Source organism: Mesorhizobium sp. M0074 (assembly GCF_040322975.1).
GTDB lineage: Bacteria > Pseudomonadota > Alphaproteobacteria > Rhizobiales > Rhizobiaceae > Mesorhizobium.
This window is the reverse complement of sequence record NZ_JAMYUM010000007.1, coordinates 251,833-271,172: the sequence shown is the minus strand read 5'-3', so window position 1 is coordinate 271,172 and position 19,340 is coordinate 251,833. Positions and strand designations below refer to the sequence as shown.

General features: G+C 63.8%; 17 protein-coding genes and 1 riboswitch. Of the genes, 7 read left to right on the top strand and 10 right to left on the bottom strand.

Annotation, left to right across the window (positions count from 1 at the left end):
* Positions 1-366 precede the first annotated feature (366 nt).
* Positions 367-948 (top strand): CarD family transcriptional regulator, encoded by a 582-nt coding sequence (locus tag NKJ73_RS12695; RefSeq protein WP_006327799.1) that lies wholly within the window; start codon positions 367-369, stop codon positions 946-948.
* Positions 949-1,026: 78 nt separating this feature from the next.
* Here the strand turns inward: NKJ73_RS12695 and NKJ73_RS12690 are convergent, their stop codons facing one another.
* The 3 genes from NKJ73_RS12690 to NKJ73_RS12680 all read right to left on the bottom strand — a co-directional run bounded on the left by NKJ73_RS12690 (position 1,027) and on the right by NKJ73_RS12680 (position 3,370).
* A complete protein-coding gene (locus NKJ73_RS12690; RefSeq protein WP_352452513.1) occupies positions 1,027-1,797 on the bottom strand; it encodes an amino acid ABC transporter ATP-binding protein in 771 nt (256 codons plus the stop codon).
* Complete coding sequence (locus NKJ73_RS12685) at positions 1,794-2,474, bottom strand: ABC transporter permease subunit (protein WP_352471183.1); 681 nt, start codon at positions 2,472-2,474, stop codon at positions 1,794-1,796. Before NKJ73_RS12685 ends, NKJ73_RS12690 begins: the two co-directional genes overlap by 4 nt.
* Before the next feature lie 122 nt (positions 2,475-2,596).
* A complete protein-coding gene (locus NKJ73_RS12680) occupies positions 2,597-3,370 on the bottom strand; it encodes an amino acid ABC transporter substrate-binding protein (protein WP_352569613.1) in 774 nt (257 codons plus the stop codon).
* A 325-nt stretch (positions 3,371-3,695) separates the two neighbouring features.
* On the opposite strand from NKJ73_RS12680, the gene NKJ73_RS12675 reads away from it, so the two are divergent.
* Positions 3,696-4,553, top strand: a complete 858-nt coding sequence (locus NKJ73_RS12675) for an RNA polymerase factor sigma-32 (RefSeq protein WP_023680558.1) — start codon at positions 3,696-3,698, stop codon at positions 4,551-4,553.
* A 13-nt stretch (positions 4,554-4,566) separates the two neighbouring features.
* Here the strand turns inward: NKJ73_RS12675 and NKJ73_RS12670 are convergent, their stop codons facing one another.
* The 4 genes from NKJ73_RS12670 to thiB form a co-directional block, all read right to left on the bottom strand.
* A complete protein-coding gene (locus tag NKJ73_RS12670) occupies positions 4,567-6,036 on the bottom strand; it encodes a M48 family metalloprotease (RefSeq protein WP_023680559.1) in 1,470 nt (489 codons plus the stop codon).
* A gap of 254 nt (positions 6,037-6,290) precedes the next feature.
* The gene (thiQ, locus tag NKJ73_RS12665) at positions 6,291-7,082 is read right to left on the bottom strand and encodes a thiamine ABC transporter ATP-binding protein (protein WP_352569612.1); all 792 of its coding nucleotides are present in this window, start codon (positions 7,080-7,082) and stop codon (positions 6,291-6,293) included.
* Positions 7,079-8,698, bottom strand: coding sequence for a thiamine/thiamine pyrophosphate ABC transporter permease (gene thiP / locus NKJ73_RS12660; protein WP_352569610.1), 1,620 nt, complete (start codon positions 8,696-8,698; stop codon positions 7,079-7,081). Before thiP ends, thiQ begins: the two co-directional genes overlap by 4 nt.
* 251 nt (positions 8,699-8,949) lie before the next feature.
* On the bottom strand, positions 8,950-9,963 hold the full coding sequence (gene thiB, locus NKJ73_RS12655) for a thiamine ABC transporter substrate binding subunit (protein ID WP_352569609.1): 1,014 nt from the start codon (positions 9,961-9,963) through the stop codon (positions 8,950-8,952).
* A 43-nt stretch (positions 9,964-10,006) separates the two neighbouring features.
* Positions 10,007-10,121, bottom strand: a riboswitch (TPP riboswitch).
* A gap of 127 nt (positions 10,122-10,248) precedes the next feature.
* Here thiB and NKJ73_RS12650 point away from each other — a divergent pair.
* From NKJ73_RS12650 to NKJ73_RS12635, 4 genes are all read left to right on the top strand, one after another.
* A complete protein-coding gene (locus NKJ73_RS12650) occupies positions 10,249-10,893 on the top strand; it encodes a thiamine diphosphokinase (RefSeq protein ID WP_352569608.1) in 645 nt (214 codons plus the stop codon).
* A 15-nt stretch (positions 10,894-10,908) separates the two neighbouring features.
* Entirely contained in the window at positions 10,909-12,729 is a 1,821-nt protein-coding gene (locus tag NKJ73_RS12645; protein WP_352569607.1) for an ABC-F family ATP-binding cassette domain-containing protein, read from the top strand.
* Between the two features lie 138 nt (positions 12,730-12,867).
* Complete coding sequence (locus tag NKJ73_RS12640; protein WP_502894507.1) at positions 12,868-13,029, top strand: type II toxin-antitoxin system CcdA family antitoxin; 162 nt, start codon at positions 12,868-12,870, stop codon at positions 13,027-13,029.
* Positions 13,029-13,328 (top strand): CcdB family protein, encoded by a 300-nt coding sequence (locus NKJ73_RS12635; RefSeq protein WP_352569605.1) that lies wholly within the window; start codon positions 13,029-13,031, stop codon positions 13,326-13,328. Before NKJ73_RS12640 ends, NKJ73_RS12635 begins: the two co-directional genes overlap by 1 nt.
* A gap of 31 nt (positions 13,329-13,359) precedes the next feature.
* Here the strand turns inward: NKJ73_RS12635 and NKJ73_RS12630 are convergent, their stop codons facing one another.
* Positions 13,360-15,030 (bottom strand): hypothetical protein, encoded by a 1,671-nt coding sequence (locus NKJ73_RS12630; protein ID WP_352569604.1) that lies wholly within the window; start codon positions 15,028-15,030, stop codon positions 13,360-13,362.
* Positions 15,031-15,102: 72 nt separating this feature from the next.
* Positions 15,103-16,401, bottom strand: coding sequence for an adenylosuccinate synthase (locus NKJ73_RS12625; RefSeq protein WP_023680654.1), 1,299 nt, complete (start codon positions 16,399-16,401; stop codon positions 15,103-15,105).
* A 321-nt stretch (positions 16,402-16,722) separates the two neighbouring features.
* Here NKJ73_RS12625 and NKJ73_RS12620 point away from each other — a divergent pair, with 321 nt between their 5' ends.
* Positions 16,723-17,625, top strand: a complete 903-nt coding sequence (locus NKJ73_RS12620) for a DMT family transporter (protein WP_023680655.1) — start codon at positions 16,723-16,725, stop codon at positions 17,623-17,625.
* A gap of 59 nt (positions 17,626-17,684) precedes the next feature.
* Here NKJ73_RS12620 and serA read toward each other — a convergent pair whose 3' ends face one another.
* Entirely contained in the window at positions 17,685-19,283 is a 1,599-nt protein-coding gene (serA, locus tag NKJ73_RS12615) for a phosphoglycerate dehydrogenase (protein ID WP_352569603.1), read from the bottom strand.
* Positions 19,284-19,340 lie beyond the last annotated feature (57 nt).

Below are 19,340 nucleotides of genomic sequence, written 5' to 3'. Positions count from 1 at the left end.
GTCTCATCCCCAGCCTCCGTTCGCTGAAGATCAAACCGGACAACTCGTCTGCTACCTAACCCGGACAACTCATCTGCTTACGACAGCGCGTGCAGCAAAACCTTGATTCTTCCGACTTTTTGTGCTATATGAGCCAAACATGCCGGTGACACAACGTCGATTTATGGCGCAAACGCCCCAAATCACTGAAAGGTGAATTTCTCAATCCGGACCAGAGCGATCTGGGGCAGGCGGTCGCAATGTTGCGATTTGCCGGTCCTGGCCTTTCCGGTGAGTTCATCGTTGTGTGGCTAAGGACCGGTCACCCCGGTCGCACGAGTTCGGGCCGGCACGATGCCGGTACCACAACAAGGAGTTCAGGGCGTAATGGCAACGATCACCCCGCAGAAGAAGTCCACCGCAGCGCGCCACGGTTTCAAGACCGGCGAGTACATCGTCTATCCGGCGCATGGTGTCGGCCAGATCGTCTCGATCGATGAGCAGGAAGTCGCGGGCCACAAGCTGGAGCTGTTCGTCATCGACTTCCAGAAGGACAAGATGCGCCTCAAGGTGCCGGTCGCCAAGGCGACCTCGATCGGCATGCGCAAGCTGTCGGAAGAGGATTATGTCGAGCGCGCGCTGAAGGTCGTGCAGGGCCGCGCCCGCGTCAAGCGCACCATGTGGTCACGCCGCGCCCAGGAATATGATGCCAAGATCAACTCCGGCGATCTGATCTCGATCTCGGAAGTGGTGCGCGACCTTTACCGCGCCGATAACCAGCCGGAGCAGTCCTATTCCGAGCGCCAGCTCTACGAGGCGGCGCTTGACCGCATGGCCCGCGAGATCGCGGCCGTCAACCGCATGTCGGAGACCGAAGCGGTGCGCCTCATCGAGGTGAACCTCAATAAGGGCCCCAAGCGCGGCGCTAAGGCCGACAACGAGGAAGCCGAGCAGGAAGAAGCCGCCTGAGCTTTTTTGCTTTCGAATTCAGAAAAACCCGGCCTTGCGCCGGGTTTTTTTGTCTTAGCTGACCGGCGACGGGCATATCTAACCTTCGCCGCCCTCCCTTTCCGCCTCGTGCTTCAGCGTGGCGATGAACCGCTTGGTCCGCTGGCGTTCCGGGTTGCTGAACAGCACCGCGGCCGGGCCTTGTTCGACGATGTTGCCGGCATCGAGGAACACCACTTCCCGCGCGATCTTGGAGGCGAGCCGCAGGTCATGCGTCGCCATCACCATGGTCGTGCCCTCGCTGGCGAGCTTGCCGAGCACGTCGACCACCTCCTGCGCCAGTTCCGGATCGAGTGCCGAGGTCGGCTCGTCGCAGAGCAGGACTTTCGGCGAAGGCGCCAGAGCCCGGGCAATCGCCACGCGCTGCTGCTGGCCACCTGACAGCGTCGCCGGCCAGGCATCGGCCTTGTGCGCCATGCCGACCTTTTCGAGCAGGGCCAGCGCCCGTTCGCGCGCCCTCTCCTTGGGCCATTTCAGCACCGTCACCAGCCCCTCCATGATGTTCTCGATCGCGGTGCGATGCGGAAACAGCTGGAAATTCTGGAACACCATGCCGGTCTGCAGCCGCAGCCGCTGGATATCCCTGGTCGAGACCCTGCCGCCGGGGTGGAATTCGAGTGCATCGTCGCCGATCCGTACCGTGCCTGAAGTCGGCAGCTCGAGCAGGTTGATGCAGCGCAAAAGCGTGCTCTTCCCTCCGCCCGACGGCCCGACAAGCGCCGTAACGCTGCCTTCCTCGATGGTGACGGTGACGCCCTTCAGCACCAAATTGTCGCCGAAACGCTTTTCGATGTTGGTGAGGCCGATCATGCGCGCGCCTCCAGGAAGCCGCCATAACGGTTGAGCCGCGTTTCCAGCCGCGCCTGCAAGGCCGACAGCACGGAGCTCATGATCAGATAGAGGGCCGCTGCCTCGACATAGAGGATCAGCGGCTCATAGGTGGTGGCGACGATGCGCTGCGCTGCCTGGAACATCTCCGGCACGGTGATGGCGGCGGCGAGCGAAGTGTCCTTGACCAACGAGATGAAGGTGTTGGACAGCGGCGGCACCGCGACGCGCCCCGCCTGTGGAAGAATGGTGCGCCGCATTGCCTGGGCCCAGGTCATGCCGATCGAATAGGCCGCTTCCCACTGGCCCTTCGGCACCGAACCAATGACGGCGCGGATGATTTCCGACGAATATGCGCCGATGTTCAAGGTGAAGCCGATCAGTGCTGCCGGAAAGGCGTCGAGCAGGATGCCGACCGATGGCAGGCCGTAGAAGATAAGGAACAGTTGCACGAGAAGCGGCGTGCCGCGGAATATCCAGACGTAGAAGCGGACCACGGCGACCAGCGGCTTGGGACCGAACAGCCGGACAAGCGCCACAACCAGGCCTAGGACAAGACCGAATGCAAACGACAGCAGCGTCAACGGCACGGTGAAGATCAGTGCAGCCCACAGCAGCGTAGGCAGGGATTCCAGCATCAATTGCAGCCAGTGCGGCACGAAGGCTCCTCCTTGCCAGATTGCCGTCGCTCATATCACGCGAAAGCGGCGGGCCGTCAAAAGACAGCTCGCCGCGATACGAACGACGGGGGCCGGCATTCGGCCCACACGAGAAAGCCGTTTTACTTCGAAACGTCCTGGCCGAAATAGGTGTCGGCGATTTTCTTGTAGGTGCCGTCGGCCTTGATGTCGGCCAGCGCCTTATTGATGGCGGCCACCAGTTCCGGATCGCCCTTGCGTACGATGACGCCGGAATAGTCGGCGTTTTCTTCCTGCGCGGCAATCTTCACATTGGCGTCGGGCTTGTGCTTCTTGAAGTCGAGGAAGGACAGGCTGTCGTTGATGGTGGCGTCGGCGCGGCCGGTAAGAAGCAGCTGGATCGACTGGTCGAAGCCGTCGGTGCCGACGAGTTCGGCGCCGTTGGTTTCAGCCAGCTTGCCGAAGTTCGAAGTCAACGACTGCGCCGCCTTCTTGCCCTTGAGATCGGCGAAACCCTTGATGTCGGTGTTGTCGCCGCGCACGATCAGCACTGCCTTGGAGGCGATGTAAGGATCGGAGAAATCATATTTGGCCTTGCGCGCCTCTGTGATGCCGACCTCGTTGATGACGGCATCGTAGCGGTTGGCGTCGAGACCGGCGATCAGCCCGTCCCATTTGCCTTCGAGGAACTGGGCCTTGACGCCGAGGCGCTCGGCGATGGCCCGCGCGATCTCGACGTCGAAGCCGACCAGCGCGCCGGAAGCATCATGATAGGTGAAGGGCGCATAGGTTCCTTCCGTGCCGACCTTGAAGACGCCGGCCTGCTTGATCTGGTCGAGATTGGCGCCGGCATGACTGGCGGCGATGGCCAGAACCTGCAGCGTTCCGGCGATGATGAGCGATTTGAGCCATTTCATTTTTCTGTGATCCCGTCCTCGGCCGATGTCCGGCGTCATTGCGAGTGCCGGAAAATGACAGATGCGCGATGCCAGAATAAGAAACTAAATTTCAAAAATCTCGCGCCCTTGAAATCCAATTCTCAACCAGCATCTCCGGGCGCCATCCGGCTGAGTCAAGGCCGGTGGCGAATCGCCTGGAACAGCGCAATCGACATGACAGTCCGGGGGAACATTCCCCCGCATGGCACGTTCTTCGCTGTTGTAGGGCGCGGCGCCGCCATTTCAACCATCGGCGCCAACTCACGATTCGATCGCACCGCAACGCCTGGAGCAGGAGCGCGGCATGATGGAAGACAGTGCAGGACGGACCATGGTTCGCGCGGCGATGAAAGCCCCTTATCTGGAACGTGACGAAGAGCATCTCCTGGCGCTGCGCTGGAAGGAAAACAATGACCAGCACGCGCTGCACCGCATCACCGTCGCGCATATGCGGTTGGTCATTTCCATGGCGTCGCGGTTTCGCCACTACGGCCTTCCGCTGGGCGACCTGATCCAGGAAGGCCATGTCGGGCTGCTGGAGGCAGCGGCCCGTTTCGAGCCCGAGCGCGAGGTCCGGTTCTCGACCTACGCGACTTGGTGGATTCGCGCCTCGATGCAGGACTATATCCTGCGCAACTGGTCGATCGTGCGCGGCGGCACTAGCTCGGCGCAAAAGGCGCTGTTCTTCAACCTGCGGCGTCTGCGCGCCCGCCTGGCAAACGGCGCCGAGCAGATGTCGAATGCCACGCTCTACCGCGAAGTGTCGGCGGCTCTCGGGGTATCGGAGGCCGATGTGGCGATGATGGATTCCCGCCTTTCGGCGCCGGACAGCTCGCTCAACACGCCGCTAGCCGACGATGCGGGCGCAACCGAGCGGATGGAGTTCCTGGTTTCGGATGACCCGCTGCCCGATGAGGTCGTCGGCGATACGATCGACGTCGAACGCCGCTCGGTGTGGCTGAAGACGGCACTCGGCGCTCTCAATGCGCGCGAGCTCAGGATTATCGAGGAGCGCCGGCTGAGCGACGAGGGCGCGACGCTCGAAGCGCTCGGCGAGACGCTCGGCATCTCCAAGGAACGTGTCCGCCAGATCGAGGCGCGCGCCATGGAAAAGCTCAAGGCGGCGCTGGTAAAGCAGAACCCGGAATTTCTCGCAGCCTGAATTGCGTCGGCTGCTATTTGTCGGTGACGATCTTGACCTTGTCGCCGGCCGAAACCGCGGCACCCGGCGACAGCGCGTTGAGCACCCTGAACAAATCCAGCTTGCGGTCGACGCCGACCATCTGTGCGGCCAGGGAGCCCATTGTCTGGCCGGGCTGCACCGTGACGATGCGGATACGCAGTGGCTTCAACGCCGCCTTCTCGGCAGCACTCAGGATGCGGAACGAGCCGCTGACCGAGCGCGCCACCGTGCTCAGCGAGGTGCTGGCCGACGGTGCCGCGGTCAGCAAGCGGTAGACCTGGCCGCCGGCGCGGATCACCGCAATGTCGAATTGCCAGCCGTCGGCGCCGGCATGCGCGGTTGCCGCTTCGTTGCCGTTGATCGTCTCCTGGCGCACGCTGCTGTCGTCGAGGCCGGCAACCCAGCCGCTGCGGATGTAGTCGGTCAGCGAGCGGTTCTTGTCGATCGAAACGCCGTCGAAGCGGATCGCCATGTCGCCCGGGCCGGTCGCCGTCACCGCCGCCGCCGAATTGTCGATGACGAAGCCGTTGGGCACCGAGAACGACACGCCGAGGCCAGGGTGCAGGAAGGTTTCGCCGCGCACATAGCCTTCCTCCGGCGTGTCGCCGTAAAGTAGCCCGTCTACGCCGGCAAGAAATGAATCGCGGTCGCGCGACCCGACACCGGGCGCGCCGAACTGGCGGGCGTGGCGCTGCGCGAGGTCGATACGCTGCGGCGTGTTGGGGTGCGTCGCCAGGAAGTCGAGGCTGGCGTCGGTGGCGCCGCTGATCGAGCGGAAATCGGTATAGGCCGACATCGACTGCAGGAAGCGGCCGGCGGCGTAGGGATCGAAACCGGCTTCGCCGATCGACTTGATGCCGATGGCGTCGGCCTCCAGCTCCTGATTGCGCGAGAACTGGGCCAGCCTCAGCTTGCCGCGGATCAGCGCCGCCTTGGCCGTCGGGTTGTCGCCGAGCACATCCGAAACGACCTTGGTCGCCAACCCCTCCTCGGCTTCCAGCTGCTGGCGCTGCAGGCCGTGGTTGGCCGTAACGTGGCCCATCTCATGCGCGATGACGGCGGCAAGCTCGGCGGAATCGTTGGCCAGCGCCAGCAGCCCGCGGGTGATGTAGAGATAGCCGCCCGGCAGCGCGAAGGCATTGACGTTGGGCGAGTTGAGGATGGTGATGCGGTAGGTCTGGGTTGGGTTGGCCGACACCACGGTCAGTCTGCCGACGATCTTGGCCACCATGCGCTCGAGCTTGGGGTCGGAATACTCGCCGCCATAGGTGGCGAGGATGCGCGGGTGCTGCGCCTTCGCCAGTTGAGCGAGCTTGCCGTTGGCGGCGACATTGTCGACCGTGATCGGCTTGTCGGAGGGCTGGAAGCCCGATTCCTGCACGTCGGGAGGCGTGAACATCTGGCAGCTTGCCAGCGCCACGGCAAGACCGGCCAGCGCCAGAAAGCGCGCCAGCGGTTTCACCCTCCGATTGTCGATGCCGGTCGGCAGATCGGCGTCCTTTCAAGTCCTGGCACGTGACCGCGAAAATCGGGCGCGATTTCCGGAAAGCATCACGCGCAAAATCAAGTGCTACGGCGTCCTTCGTGCGTCCGACAGATACGAGGCAGCAAGGGCAAATCACGGTCTAGGCCGGACCAGCTCCTGGCGGACCTAGCCACACTACCTCGACCATGGCAAGCAAGCGCCGCTTCGCCTTCCGCCGGTTTGACCATAAATTATGTCCGCTTCCGGGCAACATCTCGTGATCCAGCCGCAAAGGGACCCGAGCCGATATAGCGTCGGAATGCCTCCGGTCCAGCCCCGACGAAAAAATCGGCCGCGGTGCCCGTCGCGGCAACCGTGCCACCATCCAGGAAAACCATGTTTTGGCCGATACGGCGCGCATCGTCCGGCTGGTGCGTGACGAATAGCACCGTCATGCGCTGCTCCGAATGGACGTCGGCCACCAGGTCGAGCATGTCGTCGCGCAGTGCCGGTCCGAGCGAAGCGAACGGCTCGTCGAGCAACAGCACCGGCCGGTCGCGCACCAGGACGCGGGCGAGCGCGACGCGCTGCCGCTCGCCGCCCGAGAGTTCGCGCGGCAGCCGGCTTTCCTTGCCGGCAAGGCCGACGCGCTTCAGCGCTGCGGCGATTGCGGCGCGGTCAGCCTCGCTCAGCCTGAGCGAAGGCGAGCGGCCGAGCCCGACATTCTGCTCGAGGGAAAGATGGGCAAACAGGTTGTTTTCCTGGAACACCATCGATACCGGCCGCGCTGATGGCGGCGCAGTGCTGACGTCGGCGCCGCCGATCAGCACGCGGCCCGACCGCGGCGTCTCGAAGCCGGCCACCAGATTGAGCAGCGTCGACTTTCCCGAACCGCTCGGCCCCATAATGGCGGTGATTTCCGACGCCGGGAAATCGACATCGAATATAAGCGGCGTTTCACCATAGCTGAACGAGACATTATCGAGTCGTACGGCCGCGCCTTTTTCCACCGAAATGGACCGTTCCGGGCTGGTCGGCATCATGATTTCTCGCCCCTTCCCAGCCAGTCCGCGGCCAACACCAGCGCCAGGCAGACAAGGCCGAGCAGCAGCGCCAGGCCGGCGGCATCCTCAGTGCGGTAACTGCCCATGCGCGCCAGCAGCAGATAGGGCAAGGTCTGCACGGAATCGCTGCCGAACAGCGCAATGACGCCGAGATCGCCAAGCGACAGCGCCATGGCGAAAGCGAAGCCGGTGGCGAGCGGCCGCCGCAGCGACGGCCAGTCGACCAGCCGCAACCGGTTCCAGCCCGAGATACCAAGCTGTGCGCAGAGCCGTTCGTGGCGTTCGCTCGACGCGTCATAGGCAGGGCGGATGGCGCGGATGGCGAACGGCATCGCCATCACCGCATTGACCGCAACGACCATGACAGGGGCGATCGCAAAGACATCGCTGACGGTGCGCAAGAGCAGGAACCAGCCGGCGCCGATGACGATGGGCGGCACCACCAGGACGAACCCCGCACCGGTGTCGGCCAGATGTTCGAGCAGTGTCCGCCGGCCTGTCCGCCGGGTGAGCGCCAGCGCCCGGCGCGCCATGACCAGCGACAGCGACAACGCCACAGAGAGCAGCGCCGATAGGAGGGAGAGCACGGCACTGGTCGCCGTCGCTTGCCGCACCGCGCTCTCGCCGGCCAGGCGGCCGAGATCGGCGCCAAGCCCGGCTGCCAACGTGGCCGCCATCGGCCCGGCGACAAACAGCAGTGCCAGCCCGATCGCCAATGCGTTCAGCACGGTCTCGGCCGCACCGGCTGAAAAATACCGGCGCGGCGCCACCGGCAGATTGGCATCCCCTACCATATTGGCGCCGAGCCGCGTCAAGGCCAGCACGACGACGAAGGTCAGGGCAATCTGCAGCAGGGTCAGCGTCACAGCCCGCGCCGGGTCGAAGTCGAAACGCAGCGCCTGGTAGATGGCAACCTCGAGCGTCGTCGCGCTGGGTCCGCCGCCGAGCGTAAGCACGATGGTGAAGGAGGTGATGCACAGCATGAAAACGAGCCCTGCAACGCCGGGCAAGGCCGCACGCAGCGGCGGCCATTCGATCAGCCGGAAGGCCGGCGCAGCGCCCATGCCAAGCTGGCTCGCCAGCCGCCATTGGTCGGCCGGCACGGTCTGCAACGCCTCCAGGAACAGCCGCGTCGCCAGCGGCAGGTTGAAGAAGACATGGGCGACGAGTATGCCCGACAGGCCATAGATGCCGGGCCAGCTCTGGCCGCCTAGCGCGCCCAGCGTGCCGGCAAAATAGCCGGCGCGGCCATAGAGCGCCAAGACACCGAGTGCGGCAACAATGGCCGGCAGCGCCAGCGGCACGGCGAAAAGCTGGAGGATGAAGCCTCGCCCGAAAAAACGTGGATGCCGCGACAGGGCACGCGCGACGAACAGCGCCGGTGCAACGGAGAGCAGGGTCGACAGCAGAGCCTGCCAGAGCGTGAAACGGACGACGCGCAAGAGATAGGAATCGAAAGCGGAGGCGGCGCCGGACAGGTCGCGTGTGGCTTCGACGACGAGCCCGGCGAATGCACCGCCGATCAGCAGCGCGATGGCGGCGAGCGCGACGATGCCGGCAGTGACGCGGGGATCGGCCGGATGACGCGTACGCATGTCGCGCTACCCGACACTACGACAGGTGTTGATCGAAGGAAATACCTGACAATGGCCGAGCCCACCCCTCTCTGGCCTGCCGGCCATCTCCCCCTCAAGGGGGGAGATTGCGCACTCAGCCGCCTTCGCCAATCTCACAAGTGGCAGGATGAGGAGAGGCGACAAAGCTGCCGATCTCCCCCCTTGAGGGGGAGATGGCCGGCAGGCCAGAGGGGGGTGGCTTGGCGCAAACATCCGACGAGGCTTGAGCCCTACTTGCTCATCACCGCCAGCCACTCGTCGACCCAGGCCTTGCGATTTGCGGCGACGTCTTCCGGGCTGAACAGCAAGGTCTTGGTCGGCTTGACCAGCTTATCGAACGCCGGGTTGAGCGGCTTGTCGGTTTTGCCGGCCGGGAACATCCAGTTGGTTTCGGGAATGACATCCTGGAACTTCGGTCCGGTCATGAAGGCAATGAACTTTTCTGCCAGCGGGTTCTTCGCACCCTTGGTGGTGATCCCCGCAACCTCGATCTGCAGATATTCGCCCTCCTCGAAGGACGCCGCCTGGTAGCGCTCGGTGTTTTCGGCGACCATGTGGTAGGCCGGCGAGGTGGTGTAGGACAGCACCATCGGCGCCTCGCCCTTGGTGAACAGGCCGTAGGCCTCGCTCCAGCCCGGCGTTACCGTCAGCACCTTCGCCTTGAGTTTGGCCCAGGCTTCCGGCGCCTTGTCGCCGTAGACCGACTTGACCCACAGCAGCAGGCCAAGGCCCGGCGTCGAGGTGCGCGGATCCTGGATGACGATCTTCTCTCCGGCATCGCCCTCGACCAATTCCCTGAGGCTCTTCGGCGGGCTCTTCAGTTTTTCGGTATCGTAGACGACGGCGAAATAGCCATAGTCGAACGGCACGAAAATATCGTCGCTCCAGCCGCCCGGCACACTGACGCCCGACACGGCGCCGTGCGGCGAAAACAGGCCGGTTGCCTTGGCGTCGGCGGTTACGTTGGTATCGAGGCCAAGTACGATATCGGCCTTGGTCGCGGCGCCTTCCAGCTTCACACGATTGAGCAGCGCCACGCCGTCGGCGACCGAGACGAATTCGACGACGCAACTGCATTCGGCCTCGAAGGCCTTCTTCACCGCCGGTCCCGGACCCCAATCGGCGGTGAAGCTTTCATAGGTATAGACCGTCAGTCTATCCTGTGCCGATGCCTGCCCTGGCAGGGCGAGCGCGGATGCCGCAAGCAGGACAATTGAGACAAGAGAGTGGAAAAAACTGCGCATCGGCGCCTCCTTCGTTCGCGTTGAAAGGAATTGAGGCGTCGGGCTGTCCGAAACGTCTAATCCCTCCGCCGGTACAAACCGGATCAGGTTCAGCGGGTTGGCAGTCTTGCCTCTCAGCCGGTCCGCGAAGATCGCGTCCGGCACCCCGTTAGAGCGTTTCGACACATAGGCCCGGCCGAAGTGCTGCGCAAGCGGAAGTTTGCCGGGCATCCAAAGCCCAGCCTTCCGTTTCGTCTGCCGTTTCATCTTCCGTTTCCGGGGCAGGGCTGGTAAGGGCCACGAGATATGAGCACATTCACCATCCTGCTTGGCGGCGATCTCATCCGCACGCCGCTGCTCGACCGCCAGGTCGAAGGCTCGCGCGTCATCGCCGCCGATGCCGGCATCGGCCATGCCCGCATGCTGGGCCTGAGGCCGGAACTCTGGGTCGGCGATTTCGATTCGGTGCCTGCCGAGTTGCCGGAGGATCTGGCCGCCGTGCCACGGCAGGTGTTTCCCGCCGAAAAAGACAAGACCGACGGTGAACTCGCTATCGCCGCCGCACTCGAACGTGGTGCGACCAGCCTTGTGCTCGCAGGCGCCTTCGGCGGCAAACGTACCGACCACATCTTCCTGCATCTGGCGCTAAGCGTCCGGCTGGCGGAAGGCGGAACGGAAGTGCTTTTGACCAGCGGCGCACAGGAAGGCATTCCTTTGCTGCCTGGAAAGACTGGCTTCGACTATGTCGACGGCACGCTGTTTTCGGTGCTCGGCTTTTCGGATCTCGCCGGCCTGACAGTCACCGGCGCCAAATGGCCGCTCGACCATGTCGAGGTTGCGTTCGGCTCGTCGCTGACCATTTCCAACGAGGTCAGGGGCCGGTTGGAAATCGCGCTGGCCAGCGGCCGCGCGCTGCTGCTCGCGCATCCCTACCCTCTTCCGGAAAGCTGAGCCCAGAAAGCTGACATGGCGCCGCCGCTTCTCAATCTCGACGGGATAAAGCTGACATTTGGCGGCACGCCGCTGCTCGACGGTGCCGCCCTGACGGCCTCAGTTGGTGACAAGATCGCCCTGGTCGGCCGCAACGGCTCTGGCAAGTCGACGCTCCTCAAGATAGCCGCCGGGCTGATCGAACCGCAGGACGGCGAAGTCTTCCGCCAGCCTTCGGCGACCGTGCGCTACTTGCCGCAAATGCCCGACATGGACGGCTTTGCGACTGTCCGCGCCTATGTCGAGGCGGGGCTCGGGCCGGCCGACGATCCCTACCGCGCCACCTATCTGATGGAGCATCTCGGCCTGACCGGCGAGGAACGGCCGAACGACCTCTCCGGCGGCGAGGCGCGGCGCGCCGCCCTCGCCCGCGTCATGGCGCCGGAGCCCGACATTCTCCTCCTCGATGAGCCGACCAATCATCTTGACCTTTCGGTCATCGAATGGCTGGAGGAGGAGCTTGCCCGCACCTCCTCGGCACTGGTCGTCATCTCGCATGACCGCCGTTTTCTCGAGCGCGTGTCACGCGCCACAATCTGGCTCGACCGCGGCCAGACCCGCCGTCTCGACAAGGGCTTTGGCTATTTCGAGGAATGGCGCGACACGGTGCTGGAGGAGGAAGAGCGCGAGCAGCACAAGCTCGGTCGCCAGATCGTGCGCGAGGAGCACTGGCTGCGCTATGGCGTGACGGCAAGGCGCAAGCGCAACATGCGCCGGCTCGGTGAATTGCAGACCATGCGCCAGCGCTTTCGTGGTCATCGCGGCGCCGAGGGTGCGGCGACGATGACAGCCAGCGACGCCGCCGAATCCGGCAAACTGGTGATCGAAGCCAAGAACATCGAGAAGAGCTTTGGCGATCTGACCGTGGTCAAGGGATTCTCGACCCGCATCCAGCGCGGCGATCGCGTCGGCCTGGTCGGGCCGAACGGCGCCGGCAAGACGACGCTGTTGAAGATGCTGACCGGCGAATTGAAGCCGGACGCAGGCACGGTGCGGCTCGGCACCAATCTGGAGATCGCCACGCTCGACCAGAAGCGCGAAGCCGTCGACCCGCAGGAGACACTGGCGCAGTATCTGACCGACGGGCGCGGCGAGAACCTCGTCATCAATGGCGAGCAGCGCCACGTCGTCTCTTACATGAAAGACTTCCTGTTCAAGCCGGAACAGGCGCGCACGCCGGTGCGCGAGCTTTCGGGCGGCGAGCGGGCACGGCTGATTCTCGCACGCGTTTTGGCGCGGCCGGCAAACCTGCTTGTGCTCGACGAGCCGACCAACGATCTCGACATGGAGACGCTGGAGCTGCTGCAGGAACTGGTCGCCGGTTTTGCCGGCACGGTGATCCTGGTCAGCCACGATCGCGATTTCCTCGACCGCACCGTGACCAGCATCATCGCGCCGGATGGTGACGGCCGCTGGATCGAATATGCCGGCGGCTATTCCGACATGCTTGGGCAGCGCGGCGGCACCAGGCTGGACGACCGCAGGGCGCGGCCAAAAGCAGAAGCCGGTGAAGCGACGGCGGCAAGCAGGAACGAAGCGGCCGCACCGAAGGGCCCGGCCAAGAAACTGTCGTTCAAGCAGAAATTCGCGCTGGAAACCTTACCCAAGAAGATCGAGGCGGTGTCGGCCTCGATCTCGCGGCTGGAGAACAACATCGCCGATCCGGCCTATTACGAGCGCGACCCGGCCTCGTTCCAGAAGACGATTGCCGCGCTCGACAAGGAGCGCGTCACACTGGCAGCGCTCGAGGAGGAATGGCTGGAACTCGAGATGCTAAGGGAAGAGATGGAGGGATGAGAGGTTGCGTGCACGCTCATATGCGCCTACATTATGCGCATAAATGGGAGCGGCTGTATGCTTCAATCGAAGCCAAAAACCCAAAGAAAGTCGGTTAATACATCGATCGACTCCCGATTGATCGAGGATGCCAAGGCGTTGGGCATCAATATATCCCGCGCTGCGGAAGAGGGCATCGCCAAGGCGATTTCGGCCGAAAAAAACCGCCGGTGGCAGGAGGAAAACAAGGAAGCGATCGACAGTTCGAATGACTATGTCAGGCGCAACGGCTTGCCTCTGGCCAAGCACCGGCTGTTTTGATGGCACGTTATGATTTCTACCAGAGTGCCGAAGGCGACGGTTACCTTCTCGATGTCCAATCCGACCTTCTGGGACGGCTCGACACGAAGGTCGTCGTCCCGCTGATGCCAGCCAACAAGGCCCCAGTGCCGGGCCGCCGGCTAAACCCTATCTTCACCATCAACGGTAAGGACCATGTCATGGTCACTCAATTCATGTCAGCCTTGATGACCTCTGAATTGCCCGTTGCCGAAGGAAATCTTTCTCGCCATCACGACGACATCGTGAGCGCGCTCGACATGCTGTTCCAAGGCTTCTGAGCCAGAGAGGCGTTGGGCTGGTGAGCCGGCCTCACCCCGCCGTCTTTGTCTGCCAGGCCTTTAGCGCCTCGTCGAACACCTTCTCGCCTGGAATGCCCTTTTCCATGGTGAGCAGCGCCCGCCGCCCGGTCTTGTAGACGACCGGCACATCGATCCAGTCCTGACCTCTGAGCAAGGTCAGATTGGCGTCTTCATCCGCCTTGGTATCGTTGAGCGCAACCAGGAAGAAACCGTCGGCGATCTTGGCCGGGATGCCGATCAGCGGGCTTCCGGCATCCTGCTCGGAGCCCTTCATGGCGACACGCAGGATGTTGTCGACGCCGCCGCCCTCGAAGCCGTCAGGCGTCAGGAAGATCATCTCGATAATATGGCTGGCCGGCAGCGTCTGGTCGGTGTTGCGACGGATCGTCATGCGCAACTGGATATCCTTGCCTGGAATGGTCGCCTCGGCGCGGATCGCCGGCTCGGGCGGCAGGTCGCCGCCGGGCGATTCCTGCACCAGCGACCAGACGATGTTGCCGGGCTCGGCCGAGCCTTGAGCGGTGCTGGTGCGCTCCTCGTAGAAGATCGCCTTCTGGCCGACGGCCAACGTGGCTTGCGGCGGAACTGCCGTTGGTGCCGCTGCCGGTGCGGGCGGCGGGGCGGCCGCTGCAGGCGCTGCTGCCCCGTTGGCGGGCGGCGTTGCGGGAGTTGGTGCAGCGGACCCATCGACTGCTGGAGCATTGGCCGTGGCTTGCGTGTCGGCGGGTGCGGCCGGTGCCGGCGCGGCGGGTGCCGGGGTGGTCGGCGCTTGTGCGGCCGATGGCGGCGTGGTCAGTGCGGCGACGGATTCGCCTTCGCCGATGCCCGCCTGCCCGGCCGCGGGGCCGGGATCGACTTCGTGGCCCTCGGGCGTCAGGCGCTGCGTGAACTTCGCGCCCTCGCCGGCCTCCGTCGGAGGCGCGGCGGCCGGTACGGCCGCATCGGCCTCAGGCTTGGGCGGGGCTGGTTTTACCAGCGGTTCGGTGGCGACGGCTTTGGTCGAGTCGAGGCCGAGCATGCTGCCGAACGCATCCTTGTTCAGCCAGATGCCATAGCCACCACCGGCAATGACGAGCAAGGCAATGGCGGCGGCGATCACACCGCCATAGCTACGCCTGCGCTCGGCAGGATGGAGCCGCTGGAACCTGTCCTCCGCGGGCCCGCCGTCGTTGGAAAAGTCGTCGCCCCGAAAAACGCCGTCTTGGCCGTCAGCCGTCGGAAGATCCATATCGGACGGCGGCGGACCAGCGCGCTCCTGAGAAAGAGCGACGGGCTGCGGCTTTTGCCAGTTCGGCGCCGCCTTGGCGGGCGTGGGCTGCCAGGCCGGCCCGGTCTTTGCCGGCTCGGTCTTGGCCGGCTGCCATGCCGGCTCCGTCTTTGCTGGCTGTCGGATATGGCTGGACTGGTTCTTGTTGCGGTCGATGGAGGAGAAGATGTCCTCCAGTTCCGCCAGCGGGTCGGGTGGCGGCGCAGGCTTGGCATAGTCCCGCTCGACTTTGGCGATGGCGTCTTCCAGTGCACGCATCTGCCGGTCGACATCGGAAGGCGTCATCGTGGCCTTCTCTGCGAGTTGTTTCGCGATTGACGAACGGGCCCTGTCATAGACCCTGGCGCGCACTTCCGCCGACGGCTCACCGAGTTTATCGAGCGCCTTTTTCAGAATAGGAACAAAATCTACCATACGTCAGTCGACCTGCATTTGTTTCTGGGCCGGCCCCCGCAAATCAGCCGCAATGCCCGGAAGGCTGAGAAACTAGTCTTGAAACGGATCGGTCACAAGTATCGTGTCGTCCCGTTCAGGGCTGGTGGAAAGGAGTGCGACCGGCGCGCCGATCAGCTCTTCGATGTAGCGGACGTACTTCACCGCCTGGGCCGGCAGGTCGTTCCAGCTACGCGCGCCGGCAGTGGTGCCTTTCCACCCCTCCAGCGTCTCGTAGACCGGTTCGACGCGGGCCTGCGCACCCTGGCTGGCCGGCAGGTAATCGATCGCCTCGCCGTCGAGTCGGTAGCCGGTACAGACCTTGATCTCGTCCAGCCCATCGAGCACATCGAGCTTGGTCAGCGCAATGCCCTTGATGCCGTTGACGGCGACGGCCTGGCGGACCAGCACGGCATCGAACCAGCCGCAGCGCCGCTTGCGGCCGGTGACGACGCCGAATTCATGGCCGCGCGTGCCCAGGAACTCGCCGATCTCGTTCTTCTGTTCGGTTGGAAACGGGCCTTCGCCGACGCGCGTCGTATAGGCCTTGGTGATGCCGAGCACATAGCCGATGGCGCCCGGCCCGACACCCGACCCGGCGGCGGCCTGACCGGCAACCGTATTGGACGAGGTGACGAACGGATAGGTGCCGTGGTCGATGTCGAGCAACGTGCCTTGCGCGCCCTCGAACAGGATGCGCTCGCCGGCGCGGCGCTTGTCGTCGAGGATTTTCCAGACGCGGTCCATATAGGGCAGGATCTCGTCGGCCACCGAGATCAGCTCGCTCATGATCGCCTCATGCGTGACCTCGGCATGGCCGAGCCCGCGCCGCAGCGCATTGTGGTGCGTCAGCAGCCTGTCGACCTTCAAGGGCAGCGTTTCCAAATCCGCCAAATCCATCACCCTGACCGCGCGCCGGCCCACCTTGTCTTCATAGGCGGGACCGATGCCGCGACGGGTCGTGCCGATCTTCGTTCCGGAATTGGAAGCGGCGTCCTCGCGAAATCCGTCCAGCTCCCGGTGCAAGGACAGGATAAGCGCGGTGTTTTCGGCTATTTTCAGGCGGTCTGGCGTCACCTCGACGCCTTGCGCCTTCAATTTCGCAACCTCCGCGACGAAAGCGTGCGGATCGAAGACGACGCCGTTGCCGATGATGGAAAGCTTGCCTTGCCGCACCACGCCGGACGGCAGCAGCGACAGCTTGTAGACCTTGCCGTCGACGACCAGCGTGTGGCCGGCATTGTGGCCGCCCTGGAAGCGCACGACAACATCGGCGCGCTCCGACAGCCAGTCTACGATCTTGCCTTTGCCCTCATCGCCCCATTGCGAGCCGACGACCACCACATTGGCCATATTTCTTTTCCCTTGAGACGCCGCACGAGCAGCTTGAAACAATTCGAAACGATAGGCCTCTATCGCATCGGCCCCCAAAATCGGAATCGATTTTCGGAAAAGCACGACGCGAGATTAAAGCCTTCCGACGCGTACTTTGTAGCGTCCAATTGCACGCACGTCGCTCTATAGCGTCAAGACCCGGCGAGCGCGACCACTCTTTGCCGCCCAAAGCGCTCCGAGGCACAACAATTTTCGCCTTTGACATCATTTACTTGGGCTGGCGGTCGCAATAGGCCCACACCGACCGTCAAATTCCCTCTGCCTGGCCGGGAGTTCACGATGCATCGAGCCGCCTATCTGTTCCTGCTGTTCACCACCTTGCTGTGGGGCGGCAACTCCGTGGCGGGAAAGCTGGCGGTCGGTCATATCTCGCCGATGACGCTGGTCTTCCTGCGTTGGCTGCTGGCGGTTCTGATCCTGCTGCCGATCGGCTGGGGAACGCTACGCCAAGACTGGCCGGTGGTGCGCAGGCACTGGTTGCTGCTTGGCGGGCTCGGCGCTTGCGGCTTCGCCTTTTTCAATGCGATCTTCTACACGGCGCTCAACTACACGACGGCGATCAACGTCTCGATCGAGCAGGCGGCGATACCGATCGTGATCATCATCGCCAATTTCGTGCTGTTTCGCCTGCGGGTGAACCGGGTGCAGATAGCTGGCGTCGTGCTGACCATCATTGGCGTCGCGGTGACGGCGAGCCATGGCGACCTGCGCCAGCTTCTCAAGCTGGATCTCAACTTTGGCGACGCGATCATGTTGGTCGCCGTGCTTTGCTACTCCTTCTATTCGGTGGGGTTGCGGCTGAAGCCGGTCATCCGCTGGCAGAGCCTGATGCTGGCGCTGTCGGTTGCCGCACTCGTCACATCGCTGCCTTTCTTCCTGTGGGAGATTGCCGCCGGCAAGGTCATTGTCCCCGATGCCCGCGGCTGGGCGGTCGCGTTCTATACCGCCATCGGTGCTTCGGTCATCGCGCAGATCTTCTATATCAGGGGCAACGAGCTGATCGGCGCCAACCGGGCCGGCCTGTTCATCAATCTGGTGCCGATCTTCGGTACGCTGCTATCGGTGCTGATTGTCGGTGAGACATTCCAGCTCTATCAGGCGCTGGCTCTCGCGCTGGTGCTCGGTGGCATCAGCCTCGCCGAATACAGCGGACGGAAGATGGCGGCATCCGCTGCTGAATGAAGTCGCTTGCCGCGACGTTCCACCGCCCCGCGTGCTGCTGCACACGGGGCGACCGAATTTCAGGCTATCCCCACATCGAAATGCAGCCGCTTGGCGGAGTCGATCGACTTGTGCGAGCGCACCTGCGCCAACACGTTTTCCGGGAACGGCGCATCGAGATAGAGCAATGCGATGGCATCGCCGCCCGGCCGGTTGCGGCCGAGCTGGAAGTTGGCGATGTTGACGCCGTTCTCGCCGCACACCGTGCCGAGCAGACCGATGATGCCGGGCGCGTCGGCATTGGTCGTGTAGAGCATGTGCTGGCCGACCTCTGCGTCGAGATTGATGCCCTTGATCTGGATGAAGCGCGGCTTGCCGTCCGAGAAACAGGTGCCGGCGATCGAGCGCGTCCTGTGCTCGGTCTTAACCGTCAGCTTGATATAGCCGTCGAACACGCCCGACTTGTCACGCTTGACCTCGGCGACGATGATGCCGCGCTCCTTCACCATGATCGGCGCCGACACCATGTTGACGTCGGAGACCTGCGGCCGGATCAGCCCGGCAAGGGTGGCACTGATCAGCGCGCGCGTGTTCATCGTCGCGGTCGAGCCGTCGAACAGTATCTCGACCTCCTTGATCGGATCCTCGGTGACCTGTCCGACAAAGGCGCCGAGCACTTCGGCAAGCTTGACGAAAGGTTTCAGCCGCGGCGCCTCTTCGGCGGTGATCGACGGCATGTTGATGGCGTTGGAAACGGCGCCCTTGATCAAATAGTCGGACATCTGCTCGGCGACATGCAGGGCGACATTCTCCTGCGCTTCGGTGGTCGACGCGCCGAGATGCGGCGTCGCCACGACATTCTCCATGCCGAACAGTGCGTTGTTGTCCGCCGGTTCGACCTCGAACACGTCGATGCCGGCGCCGGCCACCTTGCCGCTCTTCAGCGCCGCGATCAGGTCGGCCTCGACGATCAGCCCGCCACGGGCGCAGTTGATGATACGCACGCCGGTCTTCATCTTGGCGATCGCCGCGGCGTCGATGATGTTGCGCGTCTTGTCGGTAAGCGGCGTGTGCAGCGTGATGAAGTCGGCGCGGGCGAACAGCTCGTCGAGCTCGACCTTTTCGACGCCGAGCTCCTCGGCGCGGCTGTCCGACAGGAATGGATCGAAGGCGATGACATGCATCTTCAGGCCGACGCCGCGCGCAGCGACGATCGAACCGATATTGCCGCAGCCGATGATGCCCAGCGTCTTGCCGGTGATCTCGACACCCATGAAGCGGTTCTTTTCCCATTTGCCGGCGTGGGTCGAGGCGTTGGCCTCCGGTATCTGGCGGGCCAGCGCGAAGATCATGGCGACGGCATGCTCGGCGGTGGTGATCGAATTGCCGAAGGGCGTGTTCATCACGATGATGCCCTTGCGGCTCGCCGCCGGGATGTCGACATTGTCGACGCCGATGCCGGCGCGGCCCACGACCTTCAGCCTGGTCGCGGCATTGATCAGCTTCTCCGTGACCTTTGTCGCCGAGCGGATGGCCAGCCCATCATACTGGCCGATCACTTCGAGCAGTTTTTCCTTGTCCTTGCCGAGATCCGGCAAATAGTCGACCTCGATGCCGCGATCCCTGAAGATCTGCACGGCGGTGGTGGAAAGTTTGTCTGAGACGAGAACGCGGGGCATTGGCTTGGTCCTTTGCGATTGGCGTCCCTCCCCCTTGAGGGGAGGGTCGGCGCGAAG

Coding starts and splice junctions, on each gene's coding strand:
- NKJ73_RS12680 (WP_352569613.1), bottom strand. CDS start 3,370: ATGAAATGGCTCAAATCGCTCATCATCGCCGGAACGCTGCAGGTTCTG.
- thiB (WP_352569609.1), bottom strand. CDS start 9,963: ATGCGCAGTTTTTTCCACTCTCTTGTCTCAATTGTCCTGCTTGCGGCA.
- NKJ73_RS12650 (WP_352569608.1), top strand. CDS start 10,249: ATGAGCACATTCACCATCCTGCTTGGCGGCGATCTCATCCGCACGCCG.
- NKJ73_RS12645 (WP_352569607.1), top strand. CDS start 10,909: ATGGCGCCGCCGCTTCTCAATCTCGACGGGATAAAGCTGACATTTGGC.
- NKJ73_RS12695 (WP_006327799.1), top strand. CDS start 367: ATGGCAACGATCACCCCGCAGAAGAAGTCCACCGCAGCGCGCCACGGT.
- NKJ73_RS12630 (WP_352569604.1), bottom strand. CDS start 15,030: ATGGTAGATTTTGTTCCTATTCTGAAAAAGGCGCTCGATAAACTCGGT.
- NKJ73_RS12675 (WP_023680558.1), top strand. CDS start 3,696: ATGATGGAAGACAGTGCAGGACGGACCATGGTTCGCGCGGCGATGAAA.
- NKJ73_RS12690 (WP_352452513.1), bottom strand. CDS start 1,797: ATGATCGGCCTCACCAACATCGAAAAGCGTTTCGGCGACAATTTGGTG.
- thiQ (WP_352569612.1), bottom strand. CDS start 7,082: ATGATGCCGACCAGCCCGGAACGGTCCATTTCGGTGGAAAAAGGCGCG.
- serA (WP_352569603.1), bottom strand. CDS start 19,283: ATGCCCCGCGTTCTCGTCTCAGACAAACTTTCCACCACCGCCGTGCAG.
- NKJ73_RS12620 (WP_023680655.1), top strand. CDS start 16,723: ATGCATCGAGCCGCCTATCTGTTCCTGCTGTTCACCACCTTGCTGTGG.
- NKJ73_RS12635 (WP_352569605.1), top strand. CDS start 13,029: ATGGCACGTTATGATTTCTACCAGAGTGCCGAAGGCGACGGTTACCTT.
- NKJ73_RS12625 (WP_023680654.1), bottom strand. CDS start 16,401: ATGGCCAATGTGGTGGTCGTCGGCTCGCAATGGGGCGATGAGGGCAAA.
- thiP (WP_352569610.1), bottom strand. CDS start 8,698: ATGCGTACGCGTCATCCGGCCGATCCCCGCGTCACTGCCGGCATCGTC.